Origin of the sequence: Xanthomonas sp. WHRI 6108 (genome assembly GCF_040202385.2) — a bacterium.
Classification (GTDB): domain Bacteria; phylum Pseudomonadota; class Gammaproteobacteria; order Xanthomonadales; family Xanthomonadaceae; genus Xanthomonas; species Xanthomonas arboricola.
Window position 1 is genome coordinate 4182006 of sequence record NZ_CP168198.1, and the last position, 20292, is coordinate 4202297.

At 68.4% G+C, this 20292-nt stretch carries 17 protein-coding genes; 11 read left to right on the forward strand and 6 right to left on the reverse strand.

What is annotated here, in order from left to right; all coding sequences use genetic code 11:
- Positions 1-175: 175 nt before the first annotated feature.
- Positions 176-688, reverse strand: a complete 513-nt coding sequence (def, locus tag ABQ039_RS17560; RefSeq protein ID WP_024938525.1) for a peptide deformylase — start codon at positions 686-688, stop codon at positions 176-178.
- Between the two features lie 131 nt (positions 689-819).
- Here def and ABQ039_RS17565 point away from each other — a divergent pair, with 131 nt between their 5' ends.
- The 9 genes from ABQ039_RS17565 to ABQ039_RS17605 all read left to right on the forward strand — a co-directional run bounded on the left by ABQ039_RS17565 (position 820) and on the right by ABQ039_RS17605 (position 10494).
- Positions 820-1956 (forward strand): LysM peptidoglycan-binding domain-containing protein, encoded by a 1137-nt coding sequence (locus ABQ039_RS17565; protein WP_047129487.1) that lies wholly within the window; start codon positions 820-822, stop codon positions 1954-1956.
- Between the two features lie 71 nt (positions 1957-2027).
- Positions 2028-3164: a DNA-processing protein DprA gene (gene dprA / locus ABQ039_RS17570; protein WP_349778393.1), complete on the forward strand. Its 1137-nt coding sequence runs from the start codon at positions 2028-2030 to the stop codon at positions 3162-3164.
- Between the two features lie 43 nt (positions 3165-3207).
- Positions 3208-3681, forward strand: a complete 474-nt coding sequence (locus ABQ039_RS17575; protein ID WP_003484452.1) for a DUF494 family protein — start codon at positions 3208-3210, stop codon at positions 3679-3681.
- Between the two features lie 37 nt (positions 3682-3718).
- Entirely contained in the window at positions 3719-4453 is a 735-nt protein-coding gene (locus ABQ039_RS17580) for a pilin (protein WP_349778394.1), read from the forward strand.
- Positions 4454-4480: 27 nt separating this feature from the next.
- A complete protein-coding gene (locus ABQ039_RS17585; protein WP_349778395.1) occupies positions 4481-5713 on the forward strand; it encodes an RDD family protein in 1233 nt (410 codons plus the stop codon).
- A gap of 183 nt (positions 5714-5896) precedes the next feature.
- Positions 5897-8395, forward strand: a complete 2499-nt coding sequence (locus tag ABQ039_RS17590) for a DNA topoisomerase I (protein WP_104555132.1) — start codon at positions 5897-5899, stop codon at positions 8393-8395.
- Positions 8396-8404: 9 nt separating this feature from the next.
- The gene (locus tag ABQ039_RS17595; RefSeq protein ID WP_349778396.1) at positions 8405-8968 is read left to right on the forward strand and encodes a Sua5/YciO/YrdC/YwlC family protein; all 564 of its coding nucleotides are present in this window, start codon (positions 8405-8407) and stop codon (positions 8966-8968) included.
- Between the two features lie 90 nt (positions 8969-9058).
- Positions 9059-9838 carry a DUF4124 domain-containing protein gene (locus ABQ039_RS17600; protein WP_349778397.1) on the forward strand — a complete coding sequence of 260 codons (780 nt, stop codon included), beginning with the start codon at positions 9059-9061 and terminating at the stop codon, positions 9836-9838.
- Entirely contained in the window at positions 9835-10494 is a 660-nt protein-coding gene (locus tag ABQ039_RS17605; protein ID WP_184611560.1) for a DUF4124 domain-containing protein, read from the forward strand. Before ABQ039_RS17600 ends, ABQ039_RS17605 begins: the two co-directional genes overlap by 4 nt.
- A gap of 271 nt (positions 10495-10765) precedes the next feature.
- Here the strand turns inward: ABQ039_RS17605 and ABQ039_RS17610 are convergent, their stop codons facing one another.
- Positions 10766-11542: an SDR family oxidoreductase gene (locus tag ABQ039_RS17610; RefSeq protein ID WP_184433147.1), complete on the reverse strand. Its 777-nt coding sequence runs from the start codon at positions 11540-11542 to the stop codon at positions 10766-10768.
- Between the two features lie 106 nt (positions 11543-11648).
- On the opposite strand from ABQ039_RS17610, the gene ABQ039_RS17615 reads away from it, so the two are divergent.
- Positions 11649-11864 carry a hypothetical protein gene (locus tag ABQ039_RS17615; RefSeq protein ID WP_016903674.1) on the forward strand — a complete coding sequence of 72 codons (216 nt, stop codon included), beginning with the start codon at positions 11649-11651 and terminating at the stop codon, positions 11862-11864.
- A gap of 277 nt (positions 11865-12141) precedes the next feature.
- On the opposite strand, the gene sppA is transcribed toward ABQ039_RS17615, so the two are convergent.
- The 4 genes from sppA to ABQ039_RS17635 form a co-directional block, all read right to left on the reverse strand.
- Positions 12142-14043: a signal peptide peptidase SppA gene (gene sppA / locus ABQ039_RS17620; RefSeq protein WP_024938535.1), complete on the reverse strand. Its 1902-nt coding sequence runs from the start codon at positions 14041-14043 to the stop codon at positions 12142-12144.
- Between the two features lie 84 nt (positions 14044-14127).
- A complete protein-coding gene (locus ABQ039_RS17625; RefSeq protein ID WP_184611562.1) occupies positions 14128-15504 on the reverse strand; it encodes an MATE family efflux transporter in 1377 nt (458 codons plus the stop codon).
- 354 nt (positions 15505-15858) lie between these two features.
- On the reverse strand, positions 15859-16461 hold the full coding sequence (locus ABQ039_RS17630; RefSeq protein ID WP_184611564.1) for a DUF3106 domain-containing protein: 603 nt from the start codon (positions 16459-16461) through the stop codon (positions 15859-15861).
- Complete coding sequence (locus tag ABQ039_RS17635; RefSeq protein ID WP_184611566.1) at positions 16448-17482, reverse strand: hypothetical protein; 1035 nt, start codon at positions 17480-17482, stop codon at positions 16448-16450. The genes ABQ039_RS17630 and ABQ039_RS17635 overlap by 14 nt, the downstream gene beginning before the upstream one ends.
- A 470-nt stretch (positions 17483-17952) precedes the next feature.
- Here ABQ039_RS17635 and ABQ039_RS17640 point away from each other — a divergent pair, with 470 nt between their 5' ends.
- Positions 17953-20175 carry a primosomal protein N' gene (locus ABQ039_RS17640; protein WP_184611568.1) on the forward strand — a complete coding sequence of 741 codons (2223 nt, stop codon included), beginning with the start codon at positions 17953-17955 and terminating at the stop codon, positions 20173-20175.
- Positions 20176-20292 lie beyond the last annotated feature (117 nt).

Consider the following 20292-nt stretch of genomic DNA (forward strand, 5'->3'; position numbering starts at 1 on the left):
CCGACGTGTCGCCCCATCCGTGTACGCGGAGCGCGTGCAGCGACGGCCTGCGCCATCGCTTTAATCACGCGCGATAGCGCAGCGCCCGGCGATTGGGATGGGGACCAACGGATCCGGCAAGCAGCCAGAAAACCCGCTTCACCAATCCCCAATCCCAACTCCCCAATCCCTGCCCTCAGGCCACGTGCTTACGCTGCTTGGCCAGTTTCTTGCGCACCATTTCGCGCTTGAGCGGCGACAGGTAATCGACGAACAACTTGCCGTCCAGATGGTCCATCTCGTGCTGGATGCACACCGCCAGCAGGCCGTCGGTGCTCAGTTCCTGCGCCTTGCCCTGGCGGTCGAGATAGCGCACGGTGATCGCATCGGCGCGGGCGACGTCGGCATAGATGCCCGGTACCGACAGGCAGCCTTCCTGGTAGACCTGCTCGCCCTGCCTGCTCACGATCTCCGGGTTGATGAACACCTGCGGGAGCGTCTTCTCCTCGCTGACGTCGATCACCATGAAACGCTTGTGCACGTCCACCTGACTGGCGGCCAGGCCGATGCCGGGCGCCTCGTACATGGTCTGGAACATGTCGTCGAGCAGGGTCTGGAATGCCGGGCTGGTGAGCTCGGCAGCGTCGACCGGCACGGCCTTGGTGCGCAGCCGCGGATCGGGGAATTCGAGAATAGGGAGCAAAGCCATGGGATTACCCGTCTGGGAACACCGGCGCTGCGCCGGCAAGACGCTGTCATTCTAGCGCAATGCTTGCGTGACGCCCCGGTTTCTGGACTATAGTGCGCAGACCTGTTGGGGAATCAGGCAAGAAGGCACTCATGTTGAACCGACTTCGTACGGTCGTCGCTGCGGCGATGCTGACCGTCGCGACCTACGCTGCCGCGCAAGCGGTGGGCGAGCATCCAGAGACTTACGTGGTCCGCAAGGGCGATACCCTGTGGGACATCGCTGGACGTTTCCTGCAGAAACCCTGGTTGTGGCCGGAAATCTGGCAGGCCAACCCGCAGATCCAGAATCCGCACCTGATCTATCCCGGTGACGTGATCAGCCTGGCCTACCTGGATCGCGTCGCCAAGGGCACCGTCCAGCCCGGTCCGCGCCAGGAAGCGCCGATCAATGCGATTCCGCTGGCCGATGTCGAGCCGTTCCTGAAGAACCTGCGCGTCACCGACGACTTCGACCAGCTGCCGTACGTGGTGGGCCTGGAAGGCGGCCGCACGCGCGCCACTACCGGCCAGGTGGCCTATGTGGTCGGCCTGGACGATGCACAGCCGGGCCAGCGTTTTGCGGTGGTGCGCCCGACGGTGAAGTTCAGCCTGCCCAAGCACAACGAAGACCTCGATGCGGCCGGCAACATCACCGCAGGCGCCGGCAACATCTGGAAGAACTACATCGCGCCGAGCACGCGCCGCGAGTTCCTCGGCTACGAACTGGCGCAGGTCAACGTCGGCACCATCACGCGCAGCGCGGCGGGCGGCAACTCCAAGGCGGCCACCCTGCTGCTGCAGGACAGCGGCCGCGAAGTACGCGCCGGCGATCGCATCGTCGCCGTCGAGGCGCAGCCCTACGACCTGCAGTTCATCCCGCATCCGCCGTCGGAACAGGCCCTGCAGACCGAATTGCGGGTGCTGGCCATCTCCGATGCCTTCATCGTCGGCGGCACCCGCGACGTGATCGCCATCTCCGGCGGTGCCCGCGAAGGCATCAACAACGGCACGGTGTTCTCGATCTGGCGCAAGGGCCGCACGGTCAGCGACCGCGTCAAGCACTCGCGCTTCTCGCGGACCGACGACGACTTCAGCGGCCCGGCCGGCTCCACCGTCGGCCTGCCCGACGAATACGCCTCGCACGCGATGGTGTTCCGTACCTTCGACAAGGTCAGCTATGCGCTGGTGATGGAAAGCGTCAAACCGACCGGCCTGGGCTACTTCGTCAAGCATCCCGACGCGCAGTAAGCGAAAATTCCGATGCGGTAATACGACGGCGCCTGAGGGCGCCGTCGGCGTTTGCGCTTCAGGCTGGACACATGGCCCTCCCCACTTCCGACCTGCGCGCGCTCCTGACCCTGCTCCTGGCGGGCGGCCGCAGCCCGCCGCGCCATGCGCTGCTGGACTGCTTCGCCAGCCCAGCCGAGCTACTGGCGGCCGGGCCAGAAGCCTGGCTTGCCGCCGGCTGCGACGAGTTGCAGGCGACCCGGCTGCAGACTCCCGATGCGCGCGCCCTGGACGCCGCCCTGCAGTGGTGCGAGCAGCCCGGCCATCACCTGATCGGCCTGAACGATCCCGACTACCCCGCCCTGCTGCGCCACAGCGTCAATCCGCCGCTGGCCCTGTTCGTGGACGGCGACCCGAACGCGCTCTGGCACCCGGGCGTGGCCGTGGTCGGCAGCCGCTCCGCCACCGCCGGCGGCCGTGACCACACCCGCGCGTTCGCCTCCGGCCTGGCCGGCGCCGGGCTGGCCATCGTCAGTGGCATGGCCGCCGGCGTGGACGCGATCGCACACGAGGCCGCGCTTGCCCGTGCCGGGGCCATCACCGTGGCGGTGGTGGGCACCGGCGCGGATGTGGCCTACCCGGCAAATCACCACTCCCTGCGCGATCGCATCGCCGCGCGTGGCGCGGTGGTCAGCGAATACCTGCCCGGCACCGGGCCGGTTGCGGGGCACTTCCCGGCCCGCAACCGGATCATCGCCGGGCTGGCCCTGGGCACCCTGGTGGTGGAAGCGGCCATGCGCTCGGGCGCGCTGATTACCGCGCGGCTGGCGGCGGAGGCCGGGCGCGAGGTGTTCGCCCTGCCCGGCTCGCTGCACAATCCGCTCGCGCGGGGCTGCCATCACCTGATCCGACAAGGCGCCACCCTGGCCCAGGAGCCGGCCCAGGTCATCGACGGCCTGCGCCTGCTGTCGGGCGAACTGGCAAGCGCCTCGCGCCAGCGCCTGGCCGCCCCCACTGATCAGGCCAGGACACCGCCGCAAGCCGGCCCGGCGCGCCCGGATCCGGACTACCAGCGCTTGTGGCAGGCGCTGGGCCATGACCCAACCCCTATGGATTCCCTGGTCGAACGCACCGGATTGACGGCCGCCGCGCTGTCATCCATGCTGCTCATCATGGAACTGGAGGGAGACGTGGTCACCGAGCACGGTCGCTATACCCGCAATCCCTAGTTTCTTCACCTCCACAGCGTCGCGCGACGCAGGCCGAGGGGCAATGAAAGAGAGCATTCTTGATGTACTGCTGTACCTGTTCGAACATTATTTCAGCGAAGATGCGGACCTGGTCCGCGACCGTGACTCGCTTCAGAATGGCCTGATCCAGGCCGGTTTCAGCCCCGCAGAAATCAGCAAAGCCTTCGATTGGCTGGACGCGCTCTCCGAGCAGCGGCCAAGCGTGGCGCGCCCGCATGTCGATGGACCGGTACGCATCTACCACGGCCCGGAGCTGGACAAGCTCGATGTGGACTGCCGTGGATTCCTGCTGTTCCTGGAGCAACACCGCATCCTCGACGCCGACCAGCGCGAGCTGGTGCTGGATCGCGCCATGGCGCTGGACCAGGACGAACTGGACCTGGACGACCTCAAATGGGTGGTCTTGATGGTGTTGTTCAACCAGCCGGGTGCCGAAGCGGCCTACGCCTGGATGGAAACGCAGATGTTCCTGGACGAGCCTGAACCCGTACACTGAGGCGGAAGCCGCAACGGACGCGTGCGAGGGGACGGCAATGAGTAGTTGGTATTACGCCGAGGGCAACCGCCACCGGCGTGGCCCGGTGGCCGGCGAGGCCTTGCTGGCGCTGTATCGCGAGCACGCGATTGCACTGGACACCCTGGTCTGGCGCGAAGGATTTGCCCGATGGGTGCCGCTGTCTGCATGCGCCGACGAGCTTGGGCCACCGATTTCCACCGATCTGCGCGCCGCAGCGCTGCCGCCGCCCCTGCCGTCGGTTCCGCCAGCGGCTGTTCACAACGCAGCCGCCAGTGCACCCTCTTCGTCAGCGCATCGCCTGCCTGGCAACGGGCCGGGGTGGCCGCTGGCGTTGGTGCTGGGCGCGGTGGTGGGCATGTTCGTGCTGGTGGCGATGATCGGCATCCTGGCGGCGATCGCGCTGCCGGCGTACCAGGACTACACCACGCGTACCAAGGTCGCCCAGGCGATTGCGGCGCTGACGCCCCTGAAGCCGCAGATCGCCGAATTTCTCGCGCAGCAAGGCCGTTGCCCGGTCAACGTCGACGCCGGCTTTCTCGCGCCCGAGCAGTATGCAAACGATGTCCTGAGCAGCGTGCGGATCGGCCGTTTCGACACCACCAACTGCGGAGTCGAGGCGCTGCTGCATGCGCCGAAAATGACCAAAATTGACGGCAAGGCGCTGTGGCTGGATTTCGACGCGGACGCCGGCAGCTGGCAGTGCAGCTCCGAGATCGACGACAACCAACTTCCGCCGGACTGCCGCGGCTAGTCAATCGCTCTACGCAAGGGGACTTCAATGACGCAGTGGTATTACGCCGACGCACAACGCGAGCGCCAGGGGCCGGTGGACACGGACACGCTTCGCGCGCGCCTGTCGGAAGGCCTGATCGATGCATCCAGCCTGGTCTGGCGCGAAGGCTTTCCGCAGTGGGTGGCACTTGGCGAGGTCATGGCCGAGCTGGGGATCGACACCGCCGTTCCAGCGCCCGCCGCGCCGAGCGCCGGAGATGTGCCGGTGAACGTTGCGCACAGTGAGCCGCAGGCGACGGTTCACCCGACCAGCGTCGCGGTGGATCACACGCCTGCCGCAGATGTGCCGTTTGCCGGCCCGGCGGCAGACGCTGCGCTCGGGCGGTCCGACTCCGGCCTTGCCGATCACCCTGCCGTAGCCGACCACCTGCAGCGTCCGCCGAGCGGGCAGGCTGCGCTGACAGATCCAGCGGCGTGGCTCACCACGCCGGCAGACCCTGCGGCAACCCCGGCGGCATCGAGCCCGCTCCTGACCGACACCTCCCACGCGCCTGCAACACCCGCGCATGCCGTGTTGCAACCACCGGCCGGCGCGCCGCTTCCAAGCGCCTGGGATTCCGTCGCCGCGCCCGCGGCAAGCGTCGCATTGCACGATGCCCCGGTCGTCTACGCCGGCCTGTGGCGGCGCGTGGCCGCCAGCATCCTGGACAGCCTAATCACCAGCTTTGCGGTGTACCTGATCGTGATCCCGCTGGTGTTCGTCGTGGCGCTGGCGACCAGCCGGGGTGATTCCGGCTCGGCGCTGGACGACGGCAGCGCGCTCAGCATCGCCATCCTGGTGATGTCCTACGGCATCGGCCTGGCGATCCCGACGCTGTATTTCGCCTGGATGCAGTCCAGCCGGCACCAGGCCAGCCTGGGCAAGCTCGCCTGCGGTATCAAGCTGGTGCGCGCCGACAGCAACGGCGGCCGGGTCGGTTTCTGGCGCAATGTGCTGCGCTACTTGGCCTACATGCTGATCAGCGTGCTCACCCTGGGCATCGGCGTGGTCGTGGCCGCGTTCATGGCCGGCATGACCGCGCGCAAGCAGGCTCCGCACGACAAGGTCTGCGACACCCTGGTGGTGGACCGCTGGGCGTTTACGGATCACCCGGAGCGCCAATCCAGGGGTCTGGACACGGTCACCATCGTGGTGCTGGCCATTTATGCGGTGATGCTGGTGATCTCGGTGGTGGTGGTGGGCTTCATGCTGGCCGCCATCGGAATGAGCCAGAGCTAGCAGTTGGCAGCCCTGGCCGCTTGACACGGCGGCGTCCGCCGTGATCTTTCTAATAAGAGAACTGAACGCCCGGGCTCGTTTCCCGGGCGTTGACCTGTGGGAAACGGTCGATCTGCTTCCCTCCACCGGCCAATTAGGCCACGCTACCCGCCCCCCGGGCCCTGCCCAAAGAAATTCGCCACCATGCCCAAGCACCTGCTCATCGTCGAATCGCCTGCCAAGGCCAAGACGATCAATAAATACCTCGGCAAGGACTTCACCGTCCTGGCCTCGTATGGGCACGTGCGCGATCTCGTCCCCAAGGAAGGCGCGGTCGATCCGGACAATGGCTTCGCGATGCGCTACGACCTGATCGAAAAGAACGAGAAGCATGTCGAAGCCATTGCACGCGCGGCCAAGAGCGCCGACGACATCTATCTGGCGACCGACCCGGACCGCGAGGGCGAGGCGATCAGCTGGCACATCGCCGAGATCCTGAAAGAGCGCGGGCTGCTCAAGGACAAGACGATGCAGCGGGTGGTGTTCACCGAGATCACCCCGCGTGCGATCAAGGAAGCCATGCTCAAGCCGCGCGCGATCGCGGCCGATCTGGTCGATGCGCAGCAGGCCCGTCGCGCGCTCGACTATCTGGTCGGCTTCAACCTGTCGCCGGTGCTGTGGCGCAAGGTGCAGCGTGGGCTGTCGGCCGGCCGCGTGCAGTCGCCGGCGCTGCGCATGATCGTCGAGCGCGAAGAAGAGATCGAAGCCTTCATCGCGCGCGAGTACTGGTCCATCGATGCGCATTGCCGGCATCCGTCGCAGCCGTTCAATGCGCGCCTGATCAAGCTGGACGGGCAGAAGTTCGAGCAGTTCACCGTCACCGATGGCGACACCGCCGAAGCGGCGCGGCTGCGCATCCAGCAGGCCGCGCAGGGCGTGCTGCATGTCACCGATGTGGCCAGCAAGGAGCGCAAGCGTCGCCCTGCCCCGCCGTTCACCACCTCCACGCTGCAGCAGGAAGCCTCGCGCAAGCTCGGCTTCACCACCCGCAAGACCATGCAGGTGGCGCAGAAGCTGTACGAAGGCGTGGCGCTGGGCGACGAAGGCTCGGTCGGTCTGATCAGCTATATGCGTACCGACTCGGTGAACCTGTCGCAGGACGCGCTGTCGGAAATCCGCGATGTGATCGCGCGCGATTTCGGCACCGCTTCGTTGCCGGACCAGCCCAACGCCTACACCACCAAATCCAAGAACGCGCAGGAAGCGCATGAGGCGGTACGTCCGACCTCGGCGCTGCGCACCCCGGCGCAGGTGGCGCGCTTCCTGTCCGACGACGAGCGTCGCCTGTACGAGTTGATCTGGCGCCGCGCCGTGGCCTGCCAGATGATCCCGGCCACGCTCAACACCGTCAGCGTCGATCTGTCGGCCGGCAGCGAGCACGTGTTCCGCGCCAGCGGCACCACCGTGGTGGTGCCCGGCTTCCTGGCGGTCTACGAGGAAGGCAAGGACACCAAGAGCAGCGAGGACGAGGACGAAGGCCGCAAGCTGCCGCTGATGAAGGCCGGCGACAACATCCCGCTGGACCGCATCGTCACCGACCAGCATTTCACCCAGCCGCCGCCGCGCTTCACCGAAGCGGCGTTGGTCAAGGCACTGGAGGAATACGGCATCGGCCGGCCGTCCACCTACGCCTCGATCATCCAGACCCTGCAGTTCCGCAAGTACGTGGAAATGGAAGGCCGCAGCTTCCGCCCCACCGACGTGGGCCGCGCGGTGTCCAAGTTCCTGTCCGGGCATTTCACCCGTTACGTGGATTACGACTTCACCGCCAAGCTCGAAGACGACCTGGATGCGGTCTCGCGTGGCGAGGAAGAGTGGATCCCGCTGATGGAGAAGTTCTGGGGCCCGTTCAAGGAACTGGTCGAGGACAAGAAGGATTCGCTGGACAAGACCGACGCCGGCAGCGTGCGCGTGCTGGGCACCGACCCGGTCAGCGGCAAGGAAGTCAGCGCGCGCATCGGCCGGTTCGGCCCGATGGTGCAGATCGGCACCGTCGAAGACGAGGAAAAGCCCACCTTTGCCTCGCTGCGGCCAGGCCAGAGCATTTACTCGATCTCCATCGAAGACGCATTGGAGCTGTTCAAGATGCCGCGCGCACTGGGCCAGGACAAGGACCAGGACGTCAGCGTCGGCATCGGCCGGTTCGGCCCGTTCGCGCGCCGCGGCAGCGTCTATGCGTCGCTGAAGAAGGAAGACGACCCATACACCATCGATCTGGCGCGCGCGGTGTTCCTGATCGAGGAGAAGGAAGAAATCGCGCGCAACCGCGTGATCAAGGACTTCGAAGGCAGCGACATCCAGGTGCTCAACGGCCGCTTCGGCCCGTACATCAGCGATGGCAAGCTCAATGGCAAGATCCCCAAGGATCGCGAGCCGGCGTCGCTGACGTTCGAGGAAGTGCAGCAGCTGCTGGCCGACACCGGCAAGCCAGTGCGCAAGGGCTTCGGCGCCAAGAAGGCCACGCTCAAGAAGAACGCGGTGAAGGATTCGGCCAAGGAAGCCAAGGACGCCGCTGCCAAGAAGACCGCGGTAAAGAAGACCGCCACCAAGACCGCGGCGAAGAAGGCGCCGGCCAAGAAGGCCGCTGCCAAGAAGGCCAGCAAGCGCGTGGTCAAGAAGACCGCGAGCAAGGCCGCAAGCTAAGGCCGCCGCATGCAGCACACGCTCAGCCTGGACAGCGCCGTCGCCACCCTGACCCGGGGCGGCGTGATCGCCTATCCCACCGAAGCGGTGTGGGGGCTGGGCTGCGACCCGCGCCAGCAGGCCGCCGTGCTGCGACTGCTGGAGATCAAACGCCGCCCGGTCGACAAGGGCGTGATCGTGGTGGCCGCCAGCGTGGATGTGCTGCACGACTGGGTGGATCTGGACGCGCTGGCGCCGGCCCGCAAGCAGGAGGTGCTGGCCAGCTGGCCAGGCCCGCATACCTGGATCCTGCCGATCACCGCCCAGGCGCCGCGCTGGGTCACCGGCGTGCATGACGGGCTGGCGGTGCGCATCAGCGCACACCCGCTGGTCGCCGCGCTCTGTGCGGCCTGGGGCGGCCCGTTGGTGTCCACCAGCGCCAACCTGGCCGGCGAACCGCCCGCGCGCAGCCGCCAGGCGCTGGACCCGGCCCTGCTGGCCAGCATCGACGGGGTGACGGATGGCGAGGTGGGCGCATTGGCGCAACCGACCCAGATCCGCGACGCCCGCAGCGGACAGATCCTGCGCGACTGAGCAGCCGCCACGCGCCGCCTGTCGGCGCGCTTGCCCTCAACACCGCTTGCCCCCTTTGCCCACAGCCGGGTAGACGCGCACACTGCGGCCATGCGTACCGTCCTGACCCTTCTGTTGCTGGCCACCGCGCTGCCTGCGTCGGCGGCCAGTACCGCCAGCAAACCGGACCCGAATGTGCGGATCTACCGCTGCGTCAGCAGCACCGGCACCGTCGCCTTGCAGGATGCGCCATGCAGCAGCGGCCGCCAGCAGGTGCTGGACCTGCAGCGCCCGCAGGATCCGCCGCCGCAACCGCAGCGCGCCGTTGCCGCCCCGGCCGCCGTCGCGACGCAGCCACCGCGCGAGGTGCGCATCGTCACCGTGCAGCCGCCACAGCCGATGTACGAGTGCACCACCGAAGACGGCAACCGCTATACCAGCGACAGCCCGGAAGGCAATCCGCGCTGGGTGCCGACCTGGGGCCCGGCCTATGTGGGCAACGGCATTGCCCCGCCGGTCAGCGGCGGCGGCATCCAGCGCCCGCCGATTTCGGTCCGCCCACGCCCGGCGATGTCGGTGCAGGGAAGCGCCGGTCGCGGTGGAAGCCTGCGCGGCAGCGCAAGCTTCGGCGACGGCGGGTATCAGGGCGGTTATCAGGGCGGCTACAACGGCGGCGGCTACGGCGGCACGGTGATCGTGCCGTACGGCAACGTGCAGATCCGCGACGAATGCCATGCCCTGCCCGAACAGGAAGTCTGCGCGCGCCTGGCCGACCGTCGCTGGGAACTGATCCGCCGCTACAACAATGCCCTGCAGAGCGAGCGCCAGGATCTCAGCCGCGAACAGCGCGGTATCGACGCGCGCCTGCAGCGCGATTGCGGCGGCGCATGAGGCGCTGGCCGTGGGCGGTATTGCTGGCGTGTGCTTCGGTGGCCGGCGCACAGGAAGTGGCGATCTACCGGTGCACCGACTCCAGCGGCGCGCTTACCGTGCAGAACATGCCCTGCCCGAAAGGCATGCAGCAGCAGAAGAAACTGATGACGGCACCGGCCGCGGTGCCGTTGACGGTGGGTGGATCAGGCGCAGCATCGCCTGCGCGTAGCACGCCCGCTGCGCAGCCCCCCACCATGCCCAAGACCGATGTGCCCGCCGCCGTCCCGGCTGCAACGCCGGCACCGACGCCACCTGCCGCGGCCTCGACCTCCACGCTGCCACCGCCACCCTTGTTCGAATGCACCGCGCACGACAACGGGCGCTATTTCACCGAAGACCGCGAGCCGGCCACGCGCTGCCTGCCGATGCAGACCACCAACCTGGCGGGCGGGCCGGCAACCGGCGGCGGCAGCGCCTGCGAAGTGGTCACCGACCGCTGCGCACCGGTGCCGGACCAGAGCCTGTGCGAGGCCTGGCGCCAGCGTGCCGAGCAGGCCGAATCGACCTGGCGCTTCTCCGACGAGGCGCAAGCGGCCGAGCGCAAGCAGCGCTATTTGCAGATGCGTCGGGTGCTGGACGAAAGCCGCTGCGCGAATCCGTCCGCCACGCCATGACGCTGCAGCCGGCGTGGCAGCGCATGCCAGCCAGTGTGCCGGTGCAGTGCTTGCCGGGCTGATTCTTTCGAGCCACTGCAACCGTTAGCGATCACCGGATGACCTGCGCGGTGCAGCGAGCCGCATGCAAGCAAGCCCGCCGCACTGTCGCCTGCGTTGCGTGCAGACGCGGCGGGCGAACACTGCAGGCGCAGCGACGGTTCGGCGCCTGCCTGCGCAGCTTCCGATGCCATGCGCAGGCACTGTCCGCGCGACCACACACGCAGGCGTGTCAGAACCCGTAGCGCAGGAAGCCGCCATCCACCGCGATGCATTCGCCGGTGATGTAACTGGCGGCCGGCAGGCACAGGAAACCGACGGCGGCGGCCACTTCTTCCGGTTCGCCGATGCGGCGCATCGGGGTGCGCTCGATGACCTGCTCGTAGTAATCCGGATCCGACAATGGCCCGGAGGTGCGACGGGTGCGGATGTACCACGGCGCCACCGCGTTGACGCGGATGCCGTCCTCGGCCCATTCCACCGCCAGGTTGCGGGTCATCTGCTGCAGCGCGGCCTTGGTCATGCCGTACGGCACGCCGCTGCGCACATGGGTGATGCCGGAGACGCTGCCGACGTTGACGATCGCCGACGCCGCGTGGCGGGTCAGCAACGGGTGCGCATAACGCGACAACTCGAAAGCGGCGAACACATTGGTTTCGAAGATGCCGCGCCACTGGTCTTCGGTGTAATCGATCGCCGCGCGGGTGATGTTGCCGCCGGCATTGTTGATCAGCAGGTGCAGGCCATCGGCATGGTCTTCCACCCAATCCAGAATCGCGCGCCGCTCTTCGTCGTCGGCCACATCGGCGGCCAGCCCATGCAGCTCGCGCTCGGGAAATTCCTCGGCCAACTCGTCGCGCGCCTGCGCCAGCGCATCGGCATCGCGCGCCACCATCAGCAGATCCGCGCCGAAGGCCAGCAATTCGCGCGCGATGGCAAAGCCAATGCCGGCGCTGGCGCCGGTGATGAGCGCGGTCTGTCCATCCAGCCGCCAACGGTGGGTTGTCACGTGGGTCATCCTCTTTCAAGACGCAGGAAACGGCCGCAGCAGCGCGCTTGACGCATGCCTGCGGCCCGGGCGTTAGGATACCGCCACCCCGAGCGAGGTCACGACGATGAAACGGCATTGGATTCTTGCGATCAGCCTGACGTTGCTGCTGGGCGCCTGTCAGCGGCCGCAACCTGCGCCCACCGAGCAGAAGCCCGAGCCGCAGGCCACCGCCCTGCGCGACCACATCCAGGAACCGTTGAACAAGGCGCACGCAGTGCAGGCGGCAAGCGACCAGGCCGCAGACGATCAACGCAAGGCGATCGATGCGGCCACGCAGTAACCGAAGCCTGCTGGCTGAAGCACGCGCGTTTTTTGTCGACGCAGCAACTGCGCGTGCGCGCCTGCGATTGAGCGCAAGGCGATCGCTGCACCTGCGCGCACGGCAAACACGCGTGAGGTCGCTCGACCGATGGCTGATTGCCTGTGATCGTGGCGCCGTGCGTTCTGCCATTTTTGCGCTGCTGGCGCGCCCGCATTGCTGCATCGCCTGAGCGCAGATACAACAACGCCGGCACAAGGCCGGCGTTGTCGATCCATCAGGTTGCGGACCTGCCGCGTCAGAAGCCGCAGAAGCAGTACGCCAGCGACTTGACCGGGGTGCCGCCCGCCTTGCTGTCGTGCACGGCGTCTTCGACGAAGCGCAACTGCGTGTCCACTTCCGGCAGCGAGCGCGCCAACAGTGCGCGCGCCATGCCCGAGTCGCCCAGCATCCAGGCGCCCATGCGGCTGCCGGCAAATCCGCTCATGAACTGCGAGAACGGCGTCGCCGGCTTTTCCACGTAGCGCACGCGGAACTTGCCGCGGCTCAACTTGGCGCGGTCGGCCGCATCGGCCACCGCTTCGGACATGCCACCGAACGCGTCCACCAGGCCATGCTGCCTGGCCTGCGCACCGCTCCACACGCGGCCGCGTGCGACCTTGTCGATGGCGTCCACCGACTGATGCCGCGCCTGCGCCACCTTGCCGGTGAAGTCGGCATAGCCCTTGTTGATCACCGCCTGGATCACCTGGCCGGCGGCCGGGTCCAGCGGACGGGTGATGTCGAAGGCGCCGGCAAAGCGCGTGGTACCCACGCCATCGGTGTGCACGCCGATCTTGTCCAGCGCGCGGGTCAGGTTGGGCACCATGCCGAAGATGCCGATCGAGCCACTGATGGTCGACGGGTCGGCATAGATGCGATCGGCGTTCATGCTGATCCAGTAACCGCCCGAGGCGGCCAGATCGCCCATCGACACCACCACCGGCTTGCCGGCCTGCTTGAGCGCGACCACCTCACGACGGATCTGCTCGGAGGCGAACACTTCGCCGCCGGGCGAATCCACGCGCAGCACCACCGCCTTGACCTCGTCGTCGTCGCGCGCCTGGCGCAGCAACGCGGCGGTGGACTCGCCACCGATGCGGCCGGCCGGCTGCTCGCCACCGCTGATCTCGCCAGCGGCCACCACCACGGCCACCTGCGGACGGCTGTCCATCGGCGAACGCTGCGCCTGCAGCTGGCTCAGATAATCGTTGAAACCGATGTTGCGAAAGCCGCTATCGGCGTCGCTGTCGGCCACGCCGCGCTTGGTCAGCAGCGCGTCGACGTCCTCGCGGGTCTTGAGCCCGTCGACCAGCTTCTGCTGCAGCGCGAACTTGGCCAGATCGCCACCGGCGGCGGCCACACCCTCGGGCAGCGTGTCGATGCCGGCGGTCAGCTGCGCCGGGCTCAGCTTGCGCGCCTTGCCGACATCGGCCAGGTAGCGCTGCCACACGTCGTTCATCCAGAACAGGTCCGCTTCCTTGGCGTCGGCCGAAGCGGCATCGAGAATGTACGGCTCGGCGGCGGACTTGTACTCGCCCACGCGGAACAGATGCACGTCCACGCCGAGCTTGTCCTGCAGGCCCTCGCGGAAATACTGGCGATAACGGCCAAGCCCTTCCAGCAGCACGCTGCCCATCGGGTCGAGATAGACCTCGTTGGCCTGTGCGGCCAGCAGGTACTGGCCCTGGCTCATGCTCTCGCTGAAGGCGACGATCTGCTTGCCAGAGGCGCGCAGCTTCTGCAACGCCGCGGCCACTTCGCGCTGCGAGGCGAAACCGGCGGGCTGAAACTTGTCCAGGTTCAACACCACCCGCTCGATCTTGCGGTCCTTGCCGGCCGCCTCGATCACCCGCACCAGGTCGCGCAGCTGCACTTCCTCGGCGCTCTTGTCACCGACCGCCTTGGCCAGCGACCGGCTCACCGGGTCGGCGCTGAACTGCTCGACCAGCGTGCCTTCGGGGTTGATCACCAGGGTGGTGCGCTCGGCCAGCGGCTTGCTGCCGTCGCCACGCGCGATCGCCACCACAAACAGCAGCAGCACCAGGAACAGGAAGCCGAAGAACACCAGGTTGAAGATCAGGCGCCGGGTGAAATTCATCACATCCCACAGGCCGACGAAGAAACTGGCGATGGGACTGCGATGCACGGGGTGGTTCATGGAAAACTCCGTCGAAAGACGCTGCATACAATTCAATGGTGTCCAGCATACCGGCTGCGCGGTGCGCGCGGCATGCGCTGGAAGTCAGGGGGCCGTGCCGGCAGTCAGCCGCCGGCTGGTCTGCCGGAAGCGCAAGCCCATCAGGACCGACGCCACGGTCAGGCCCAGAATCAGGCCGATCCACATGCCTTGCGGCCCCCAGCCCAGCCCCAGGCCGAGCCCGGCGCCGATCGGCATGCCCACACCCCAGTACGAGAACATCGCCAGGAACATCGGCACACGGGTGTCCTTGAGCCCACGCAGCGCGCCGCTGGAAAGCACCTGGATGCCGTCAGGGAACTGGAACGTGGCGGCAAACAGCAGCAGCACCGAGGCCAGCGCGGCCACCGCCACATCGTCGGTATAGACGCTCACGATGGCATCGTGGCCCAGCAACAGCACGCTGGCCGACAGCGCCTGGGTGCCCAGCACGATGGCGTAACCGGCCCAGGCCGCGCGCCGCATGCCGAGCGGATCGCCGCGCCCGACCGCATGCCCGACCCGCACGGTGGTCGCCTCGGCCACGCCCATCGGAATCATGAAACACAGCTGCGCGACGTTGATCGCGATCTGGTGCGCGGCCGCTTCGGTGGAGCCGAGCCGGCCAATCAGCAAGGCAGTGACGATGAACAGGCCGCCCTCCATCAGCACGGTGATGCCGATCGGCAGACCGGTGCGCAACAGATCGCCGATCGCACGCCAGCGCGGGCCTTCGAAATGGGCGAACAACTGCAGGTGCGCAAACCGGCGCGAGCGCCACAAATACAGCGCAAACACGCTGGCCTGCACCCACATGGTGACCGCCGAGGCCATGCCCAGGCCCTGCGCACCGTGCTCGGCAAAGCCGAACTTGCCATAGGTCAGCGCATAACCCAGCGGCGCCAGCACCAGCAGGCCGCCAAAGCCCAGCAGCATGGTCGGCAGGGTCCAGTGCATGCCCTCGCTGAGATAGCGCATGCAGAAGTAGAACGTCAGCGCCGGCCCGCCCCAGCGCACCGCGTGCAGGAAGTCGGTCGCGCCCGGCACGATGTCCGGCGCAATCCCGAAGGTGTGCAACAGCGGCGGCACCGCACTGAGGAACGCGAACATCACCGCGCCCAGTCCCAGCGACAACCACAGGGCCTGGCGGAACAGCGGGCCGATCTCGCGCTCGCGGCCGGCGCCACGCAGCTGCGAGACCGAGGCGGTCAACGAGATCAGCGTGCCGATCGGCACCAGCATCGGCAGCCACAGCAGCGAGGTGCCGATGGTGACCGCCGCCAGCGTGGCGGTGCCGTGGTGACCGGCGATGACGTTATCGACAAATCCGATCAGGCCGGTGGAGACGTGACCGAGTACCAGCGGCAATGCGAGCAGGCCGGTGGTGCGCACTTCCGCGCCGAAACGCGGCGTCGCGGAGGTGGGTACAGGAGAGACAGACATGACAACCGATCGCTGCGCGGACTACGGCCGTGCCGGGAGGCGCTGGCACCGGGTCGCGTGGGGCCGCTATCTTACCCGCACTTGCGACACGGGCAGCGGCAAGGCGCAAGCCGGGAGATGCGCGGCAATGAGCGGCCGGCGTGGCTGGTCAGCGGAACGGGATGCCCGGGCTTCAGCGCGGTCCGTGTCCTTCGTGACGGTCGCCGCTTGGCGCGCATCGTCGAAGGCGGCAGACCTGCATGCTCTCGGCTCGGTGTCCGGCCCGACTGCCCGGTATCGAGGATGGGCAGCGAGCACGCGTGGAGACGTCGCCGGCGCAGGGGCGCCGCAACGGCGCAATCCCGCCGCTGCCAATCAGCGCGCCAGCTGGCGCTTCAACCAGGCGCTGCGCGTTGCCGGCGCCTGCGCAAGCAGGGCATCGCGCAAGCCATCGCGCTCCTGCGGCGGGGTGCGTTGTGCCAGCATCGCCAGCTGTTCCAGCTGCCCGGCGTCCAGGCTGCGCAACGCCGCCAGCAGCGTATCGCGCTGCGCTGGCGGCACGTAGCCGATCAGGGGCTGCAACTGCGGATAAAACGCACCCAGCTGCGAGCCCAGGCGCCAGCCATCGCGATGCAGGCGATCCATCGCGGTGAACTGCGTGCGCAGCGCGCGCTGCTGGTCATCGGGCAAGCCATGCAGACGCTCGCGTGCCTGCCGCAATACCACCCGGTCGGTGGCGGTGAGCCCTTTCCAGGCCGCATAACGGGCGCGCAGCTCGGCCCGCTGGGCCGGCGTCAATGCGTCCCAGTGCGCGCGCTGCTGCGCGGCGCTCGGGGTTGCGGCAGTGGCGGCTGCGGGCGTCGGCGTGCCGGCGGGCGCAGTCGCGTTGCCTTCCTCCAACGGCGCCGGCAGGGTCTGCGCAGCGGCCATGCCGACAACAGCCAACACCAGCAGGCCGCACCACTTAATTGTCGTCATCGACGGTCTCCAGGGTGGCGGCAGGCTGGTCGGCGGCGGTGGCATGCGCGCCGGATTCGTCGGCCGGCACCGGATGGCCGGCCGCATACCAGGCGTAGAAATCGGCAGAACGCGCCAGTTCCAGGTCCGGGTCGGCCAGCATCGCCTGGTCGCGCGGATCCAGGCCGGGGTTTGCCACCGCCTCCGGCAAGTCGGCGGCGGGAAGGTCTTCCACCAGCACCGGCGCGGCATCGGTGACGTGCAGCACGCCGGCCGGGGCCTGCGAGACCGGCTCGGGCGGCAGGGCCGGGCGGCGATGCGTCCACCACCAGCCCAGCGCCGCAAGCAGCAGCGCCAACGCCAGCACGGCCAGCACGAGGCCGGCGTGGCGGCGGTCGATCCGCGGCCACTGCCACTGGCGTGCAGGACGGCGGCGCGGCGCGGCCGGGCGGCGCGCTTCGGCGGCGGCCGCAGGCGCGGCCGCGACAGGCTGCAGCGGCATGCCGGCCAGGGCCGACTCGCGGAGCTGTGCCAGCCGGCTGACCTGCGCCGGGCTGAGCTCGCGCAACTCCTGCTGCGCCGCCTCGGCCAGTGCCCGCCAGGCCGGCGCATCCGGGTTGCCGGCCGCATCGCGCGGGCAGGCACGGGCCAGCGACTGCCGATAGGCCGCCGCCTCGATGCCCTGCACCTCGCTGGCAGGCTCTTCTTCCAGCCCGGCCACGATACGCAGCAGCAGCGCCAGCCGGTCGCTGGTCTGCATCCGCCCCAGTGCGGTGAACGGCGGCAGCCAGGTCCCCGGCATGGGCTCGCGCCGCAGCGGCGGTGCCGTTGCCAGCAGGCTCCAGAAGCGCATCGGCCAGCCGGCCATCGGGCGACCCGCCGCCTGGCTGCTGAACGCACGCAACGCCGCCGCCAGGGCCCGCTCGGCCGCCGCGCCATCGCCGCATTGCAGTTGTGCGAGCACCAGACCCCGGCGTTCGACACCGCGCAGGAAAGCAGACAGCGCGGCAGGGGTGACGGGGGCGTCGGGGACTACGGTCATGGGAACTCCAGCATCGGCCGGCATGATACCGACGCAATCGGCCCCCGCCGATGGCTTGACAGATCGACCCGGCTGCGCTGCGTCCCGGTGCCATCGACTGCCGTCACCTGCGCAGGTTGTGCACAGCGGCAGACATACCGATACGCGGGCGTCTGTCAACTGTTGATTTTTCTTTGTTGCATTCGTGTTTCACGCCTAAGTGATTGATCCTTATCGCTTTAAGCCGATTGGCGAAAAAATGTCCAACAGGTTGCAGAGGCTAGTGAATCCGCCTTCACAGCGTGGAGCACGAGACTAATTCACAGGCTTATCCACAGGCAATGTGGATAAACCCGTTTCCCTAGCCCTCACATAGGTTTACGTCGGATTTATCACTTCCGTCACACAAACGCGTCGTAAGCCGAAGCACCGATTCGGAGACGACCGAGCGGCGTCTGCCGGGTACTGGACAGGGTCGGTAGACTGACCGGATGTCTTCGACCGTCGCCACCTTGCGCGTCGCCCTGCCGGTGCCGCTGCCCCAACTGTTCGACTATCTGCCTCCGGCCGACGCGCCGCTGACCGACCCGGCGCGGGTCGGCTGCCGGGTGCGGGTGCCGTTCGGGCCGCGCGAGCTGGTCGGGGTGGTGGTGGAGATCGGCCAGTTGGCCTCCGCCGAAGGACTGCGCCCGGCGCTGGCCTGGTGCGACGACGCCCCGCTGCTGGTCGAGGAGCTGGCGCGTTCGCTGCAGTGGCTGGCGCGCTATACCCACGCACCGCTGGGCGAGGCCCAGTCCAGCGCCCTGCCCGGCCCGTTGCGCCGCGGCGAGCCGCTGGCCGACACCCATGCCTGGGCCTGGCAGCTCACCGAGGCCGGACGCACCGGCGCCGCCAGCCTGCGCGCCGGCAGCCGCCCCGCCTTGCTGGCCGCCCTGCTGCTGACCGGTGCGCTGGGCGAAGAACAGCTGGACCCCTTGCTGCCGCAGTGGCGCGAGGCCGCACGCAGTCTGGCCAAGCGCGGCCATGCCGAGCGCGTGGCGGTGCCGGCCGACAGCATCCCGCCCCGTCCCGGCAGCGGCCCGCAGCTCAACGACGAACAGCAGGCCGCCGCCGACGCCATCCGTGCGCAGCGCGGTTTTGCCACCTATCTGCTCGATGGCGTCACCGGCAGCGGCAAGACCGAGGTCTACCTGCAGGCGATCGCCGACTGCCTGGCGGCTGGCCGCCAGGCGCTGGTGCTGGTGCCGGAGATCGGCCTGACCCCGCAGACGCTGGGCCGCTTCCGCGCCCGCCTGGGCGTGCCGGTGCACGCGCTGCATTCGGGGCTGTCCGACGGCGAACGGGCGCGGGTGTGGGCGGCGGCCTGGCGCGGCGAAGCCAAGCTGATCGTCGGCACGCGTTCGGCGGTGTTCACCCCGCTGCCCAATGCCGGGCTGATCGTGATCGACGAGGAACACGACGGCAGCTACAAACAGCAGGACGGCATCCGCTATCACGCCCGCGATTTCGCGCTGGTGCGCGGCAAGGCGCTGGATGTGCCGGTGATCCTGGGCAGCGCCACGCCGTCGCTGGAGAGCCTGCACAACGCCTATTCCGGCCGCTACCGGCATCTGCGCCTGTCGCGCCGCGCCGGCGAGGCGCGTCCGCCGCGCGTGCGCGTGCTCGACGTGCGCAAGCGCCCGCTCAAGGACGGCCTGTCGCCGGAAGTGCTGGCCGGCATCGGCGCCACCCTGGCGCGCGGCGAGCAGGTGCTGGTGTTCAAGAACCGCCGCGGCTATGCGCCGGTGCTGCTGTGCCACGACTGCGGCTGGACTGCCGCCTGCCAGCGCTGCAGCACGCCGCTGCACCAGACCCCGATGACCGTGCACGCCGGCGGGCGGCGCCTGCAATGCCATCACTGCGGCGCGCGCCAGCAGGCACCGCTGGCCTGCCCGGCCTGCGCCAGCCTGGCGCTGCAGCCGCAAGGCATCGGCACCGAACGGCTGGAAGAACGCCTGACCGAAGCGTTTCCGGAGTTTCCGGTGGTGCGCATCGACCGCAGCACCACCCAGCGCCGCGACGCGCTGGAGACCCAGCTGGCGCGCCTGGGCAGCGAGGCCGGCATCCTGGTCGGCACCCAGATCCTGGCCAAGGGCCACGATCTGCCACGGCTGACCATGGTGGTGGTGGTTGGCATCGACGAAGGCCTGTTCTCGGCCGACTTCCGTGCCGCCGAAAAGCTCTCCCAGCAGCTGATCCAGGTGGCCGGACGCGCCGGGCGCGCCGACCGCCCCGGCGAGGTCTGGCTACAGACCCATCACCCCGAACATCCCCTGCTGCAGACCCTGGTCAACGGCGGCTACCACGCCTTCGCCGATGCCGAACTGCAACAGCGCGAGGCCGCGGGATTTCCGCCGTTCGCGCATCTGGCGCTGTTCCGCGCCGAGGCCAAGGACGTGGCCGCGGCCAACCAGTTCCTGATGGCGGTGCGCGGCCTGACCACGGCAGACAGCACCGCACAATCGCCTGCGTTTGCCGCAGTGGAGTGCTACGGCCCGATGCCGGCACCGATGCCACGTCGCGCCGGTTTCCAGCGCACCCAGTTGCTGTTGTCCGCGCAACAGCGCTCGGCGCTGCATCGTCTGCTGGATGCGCAACTGCCTGCGATCTATGCGCTGCCGCAGGCGCGGCGCGTACGCTGGTCGCTGGATGTGGATCCGATCGATCTGTATTAGGGCGGGCGTATCGCACGCGGAGCTGCAGCCAGACTTACGTCTTGCGCGCTGTGCCCAGGTCCTTGATCGCGCGTGGCGTGATCTTTCGTAGGAGCGCACCTGGGCGCGATGCGGTAT

Bases quoted from the DNA above. Each gene is read 5' to 3' on its own strand.
- def (WP_024938525.1), bottom strand. From the start codon at position 688: ATGGCTTTGCTCCCTATTCTCGAATTCCCCGATCCGCGGCTGCGCACC.
- ABQ039_RS17565 (WP_047129487.1), top strand. From the start codon at position 820: ATGTTGAACCGACTTCGTACGGTCGTCGCTGCGGCGATGCTGACCGTC.
- dprA (WP_349778393.1), top strand. From the start codon at position 2,028: ATGGCCCTCCCCACTTCCGACCTGCGCGCGCTCCTGACCCTGCTCCTG.
- ABQ039_RS17575 (WP_003484452.1), top strand. From the start codon at position 3,208: ATGAAAGAGAGCATTCTTGATGTACTGCTGTACCTGTTCGAACATTAT.
- ABQ039_RS17580 (WP_349778394.1), top strand. From the start codon at position 3,719: ATGAGTAGTTGGTATTACGCCGAGGGCAACCGCCACCGGCGTGGCCCG.
- ABQ039_RS17585 (WP_349778395.1), top strand. From the start codon at position 4,481: ATGACGCAGTGGTATTACGCCGACGCACAACGCGAGCGCCAGGGGCCG.
- ABQ039_RS17590 (WP_104555132.1), top strand. From the start codon at position 5,897: ATGCCCAAGCACCTGCTCATCGTCGAATCGCCTGCCAAGGCCAAGACG.
- ABQ039_RS17595 (WP_349778396.1), top strand. From the start codon at position 8,405: ATGCAGCACACGCTCAGCCTGGACAGCGCCGTCGCCACCCTGACCCGG.
- ABQ039_RS17600 (WP_349778397.1), top strand. From the start codon at position 9,059: ATGCGTACCGTCCTGACCCTTCTGTTGCTGGCCACCGCGCTGCCTGCG.
- ABQ039_RS17605 (WP_184611560.1), top strand. From the start codon at position 9,835: ATGAGGCGCTGGCCGTGGGCGGTATTGCTGGCGTGTGCTTCGGTGGCC.
- ABQ039_RS17615 (WP_016903674.1), top strand. From the start codon at position 11,649: ATGAAACGGCATTGGATTCTTGCGATCAGCCTGACGTTGCTGCTGGGC.
- sppA (WP_024938535.1), bottom strand. From the start codon at position 14,043: ATGAACCACCCCGTGCATCGCAGTCCCATCGCCAGTTTCTTCGTCGGC.
- ABQ039_RS17625 (WP_184611562.1), bottom strand. From the start codon at position 15,504: ATGTCTGTCTCTCCTGTACCCACCTCCGCGACGCCGCGTTTCGGCGCG.
- ABQ039_RS17630 (WP_184611564.1), bottom strand. From the start codon at position 16,461: ATGACGACAATTAAGTGGTGCGGCCTGCTGGTGTTGGCTGTTGTCGGC.
- ABQ039_RS17635 (WP_184611566.1), bottom strand. From the start codon at position 17,482: ATGACCGTAGTCCCCGACGCCCCCGTCACCCCTGCCGCGCTGTCTGCT.
- ABQ039_RS17640 (WP_184611568.1), top strand. From the start codon at position 17,953: ATGTCTTCGACCGTCGCCACCTTGCGCGTCGCCCTGCCGGTGCCGCTG.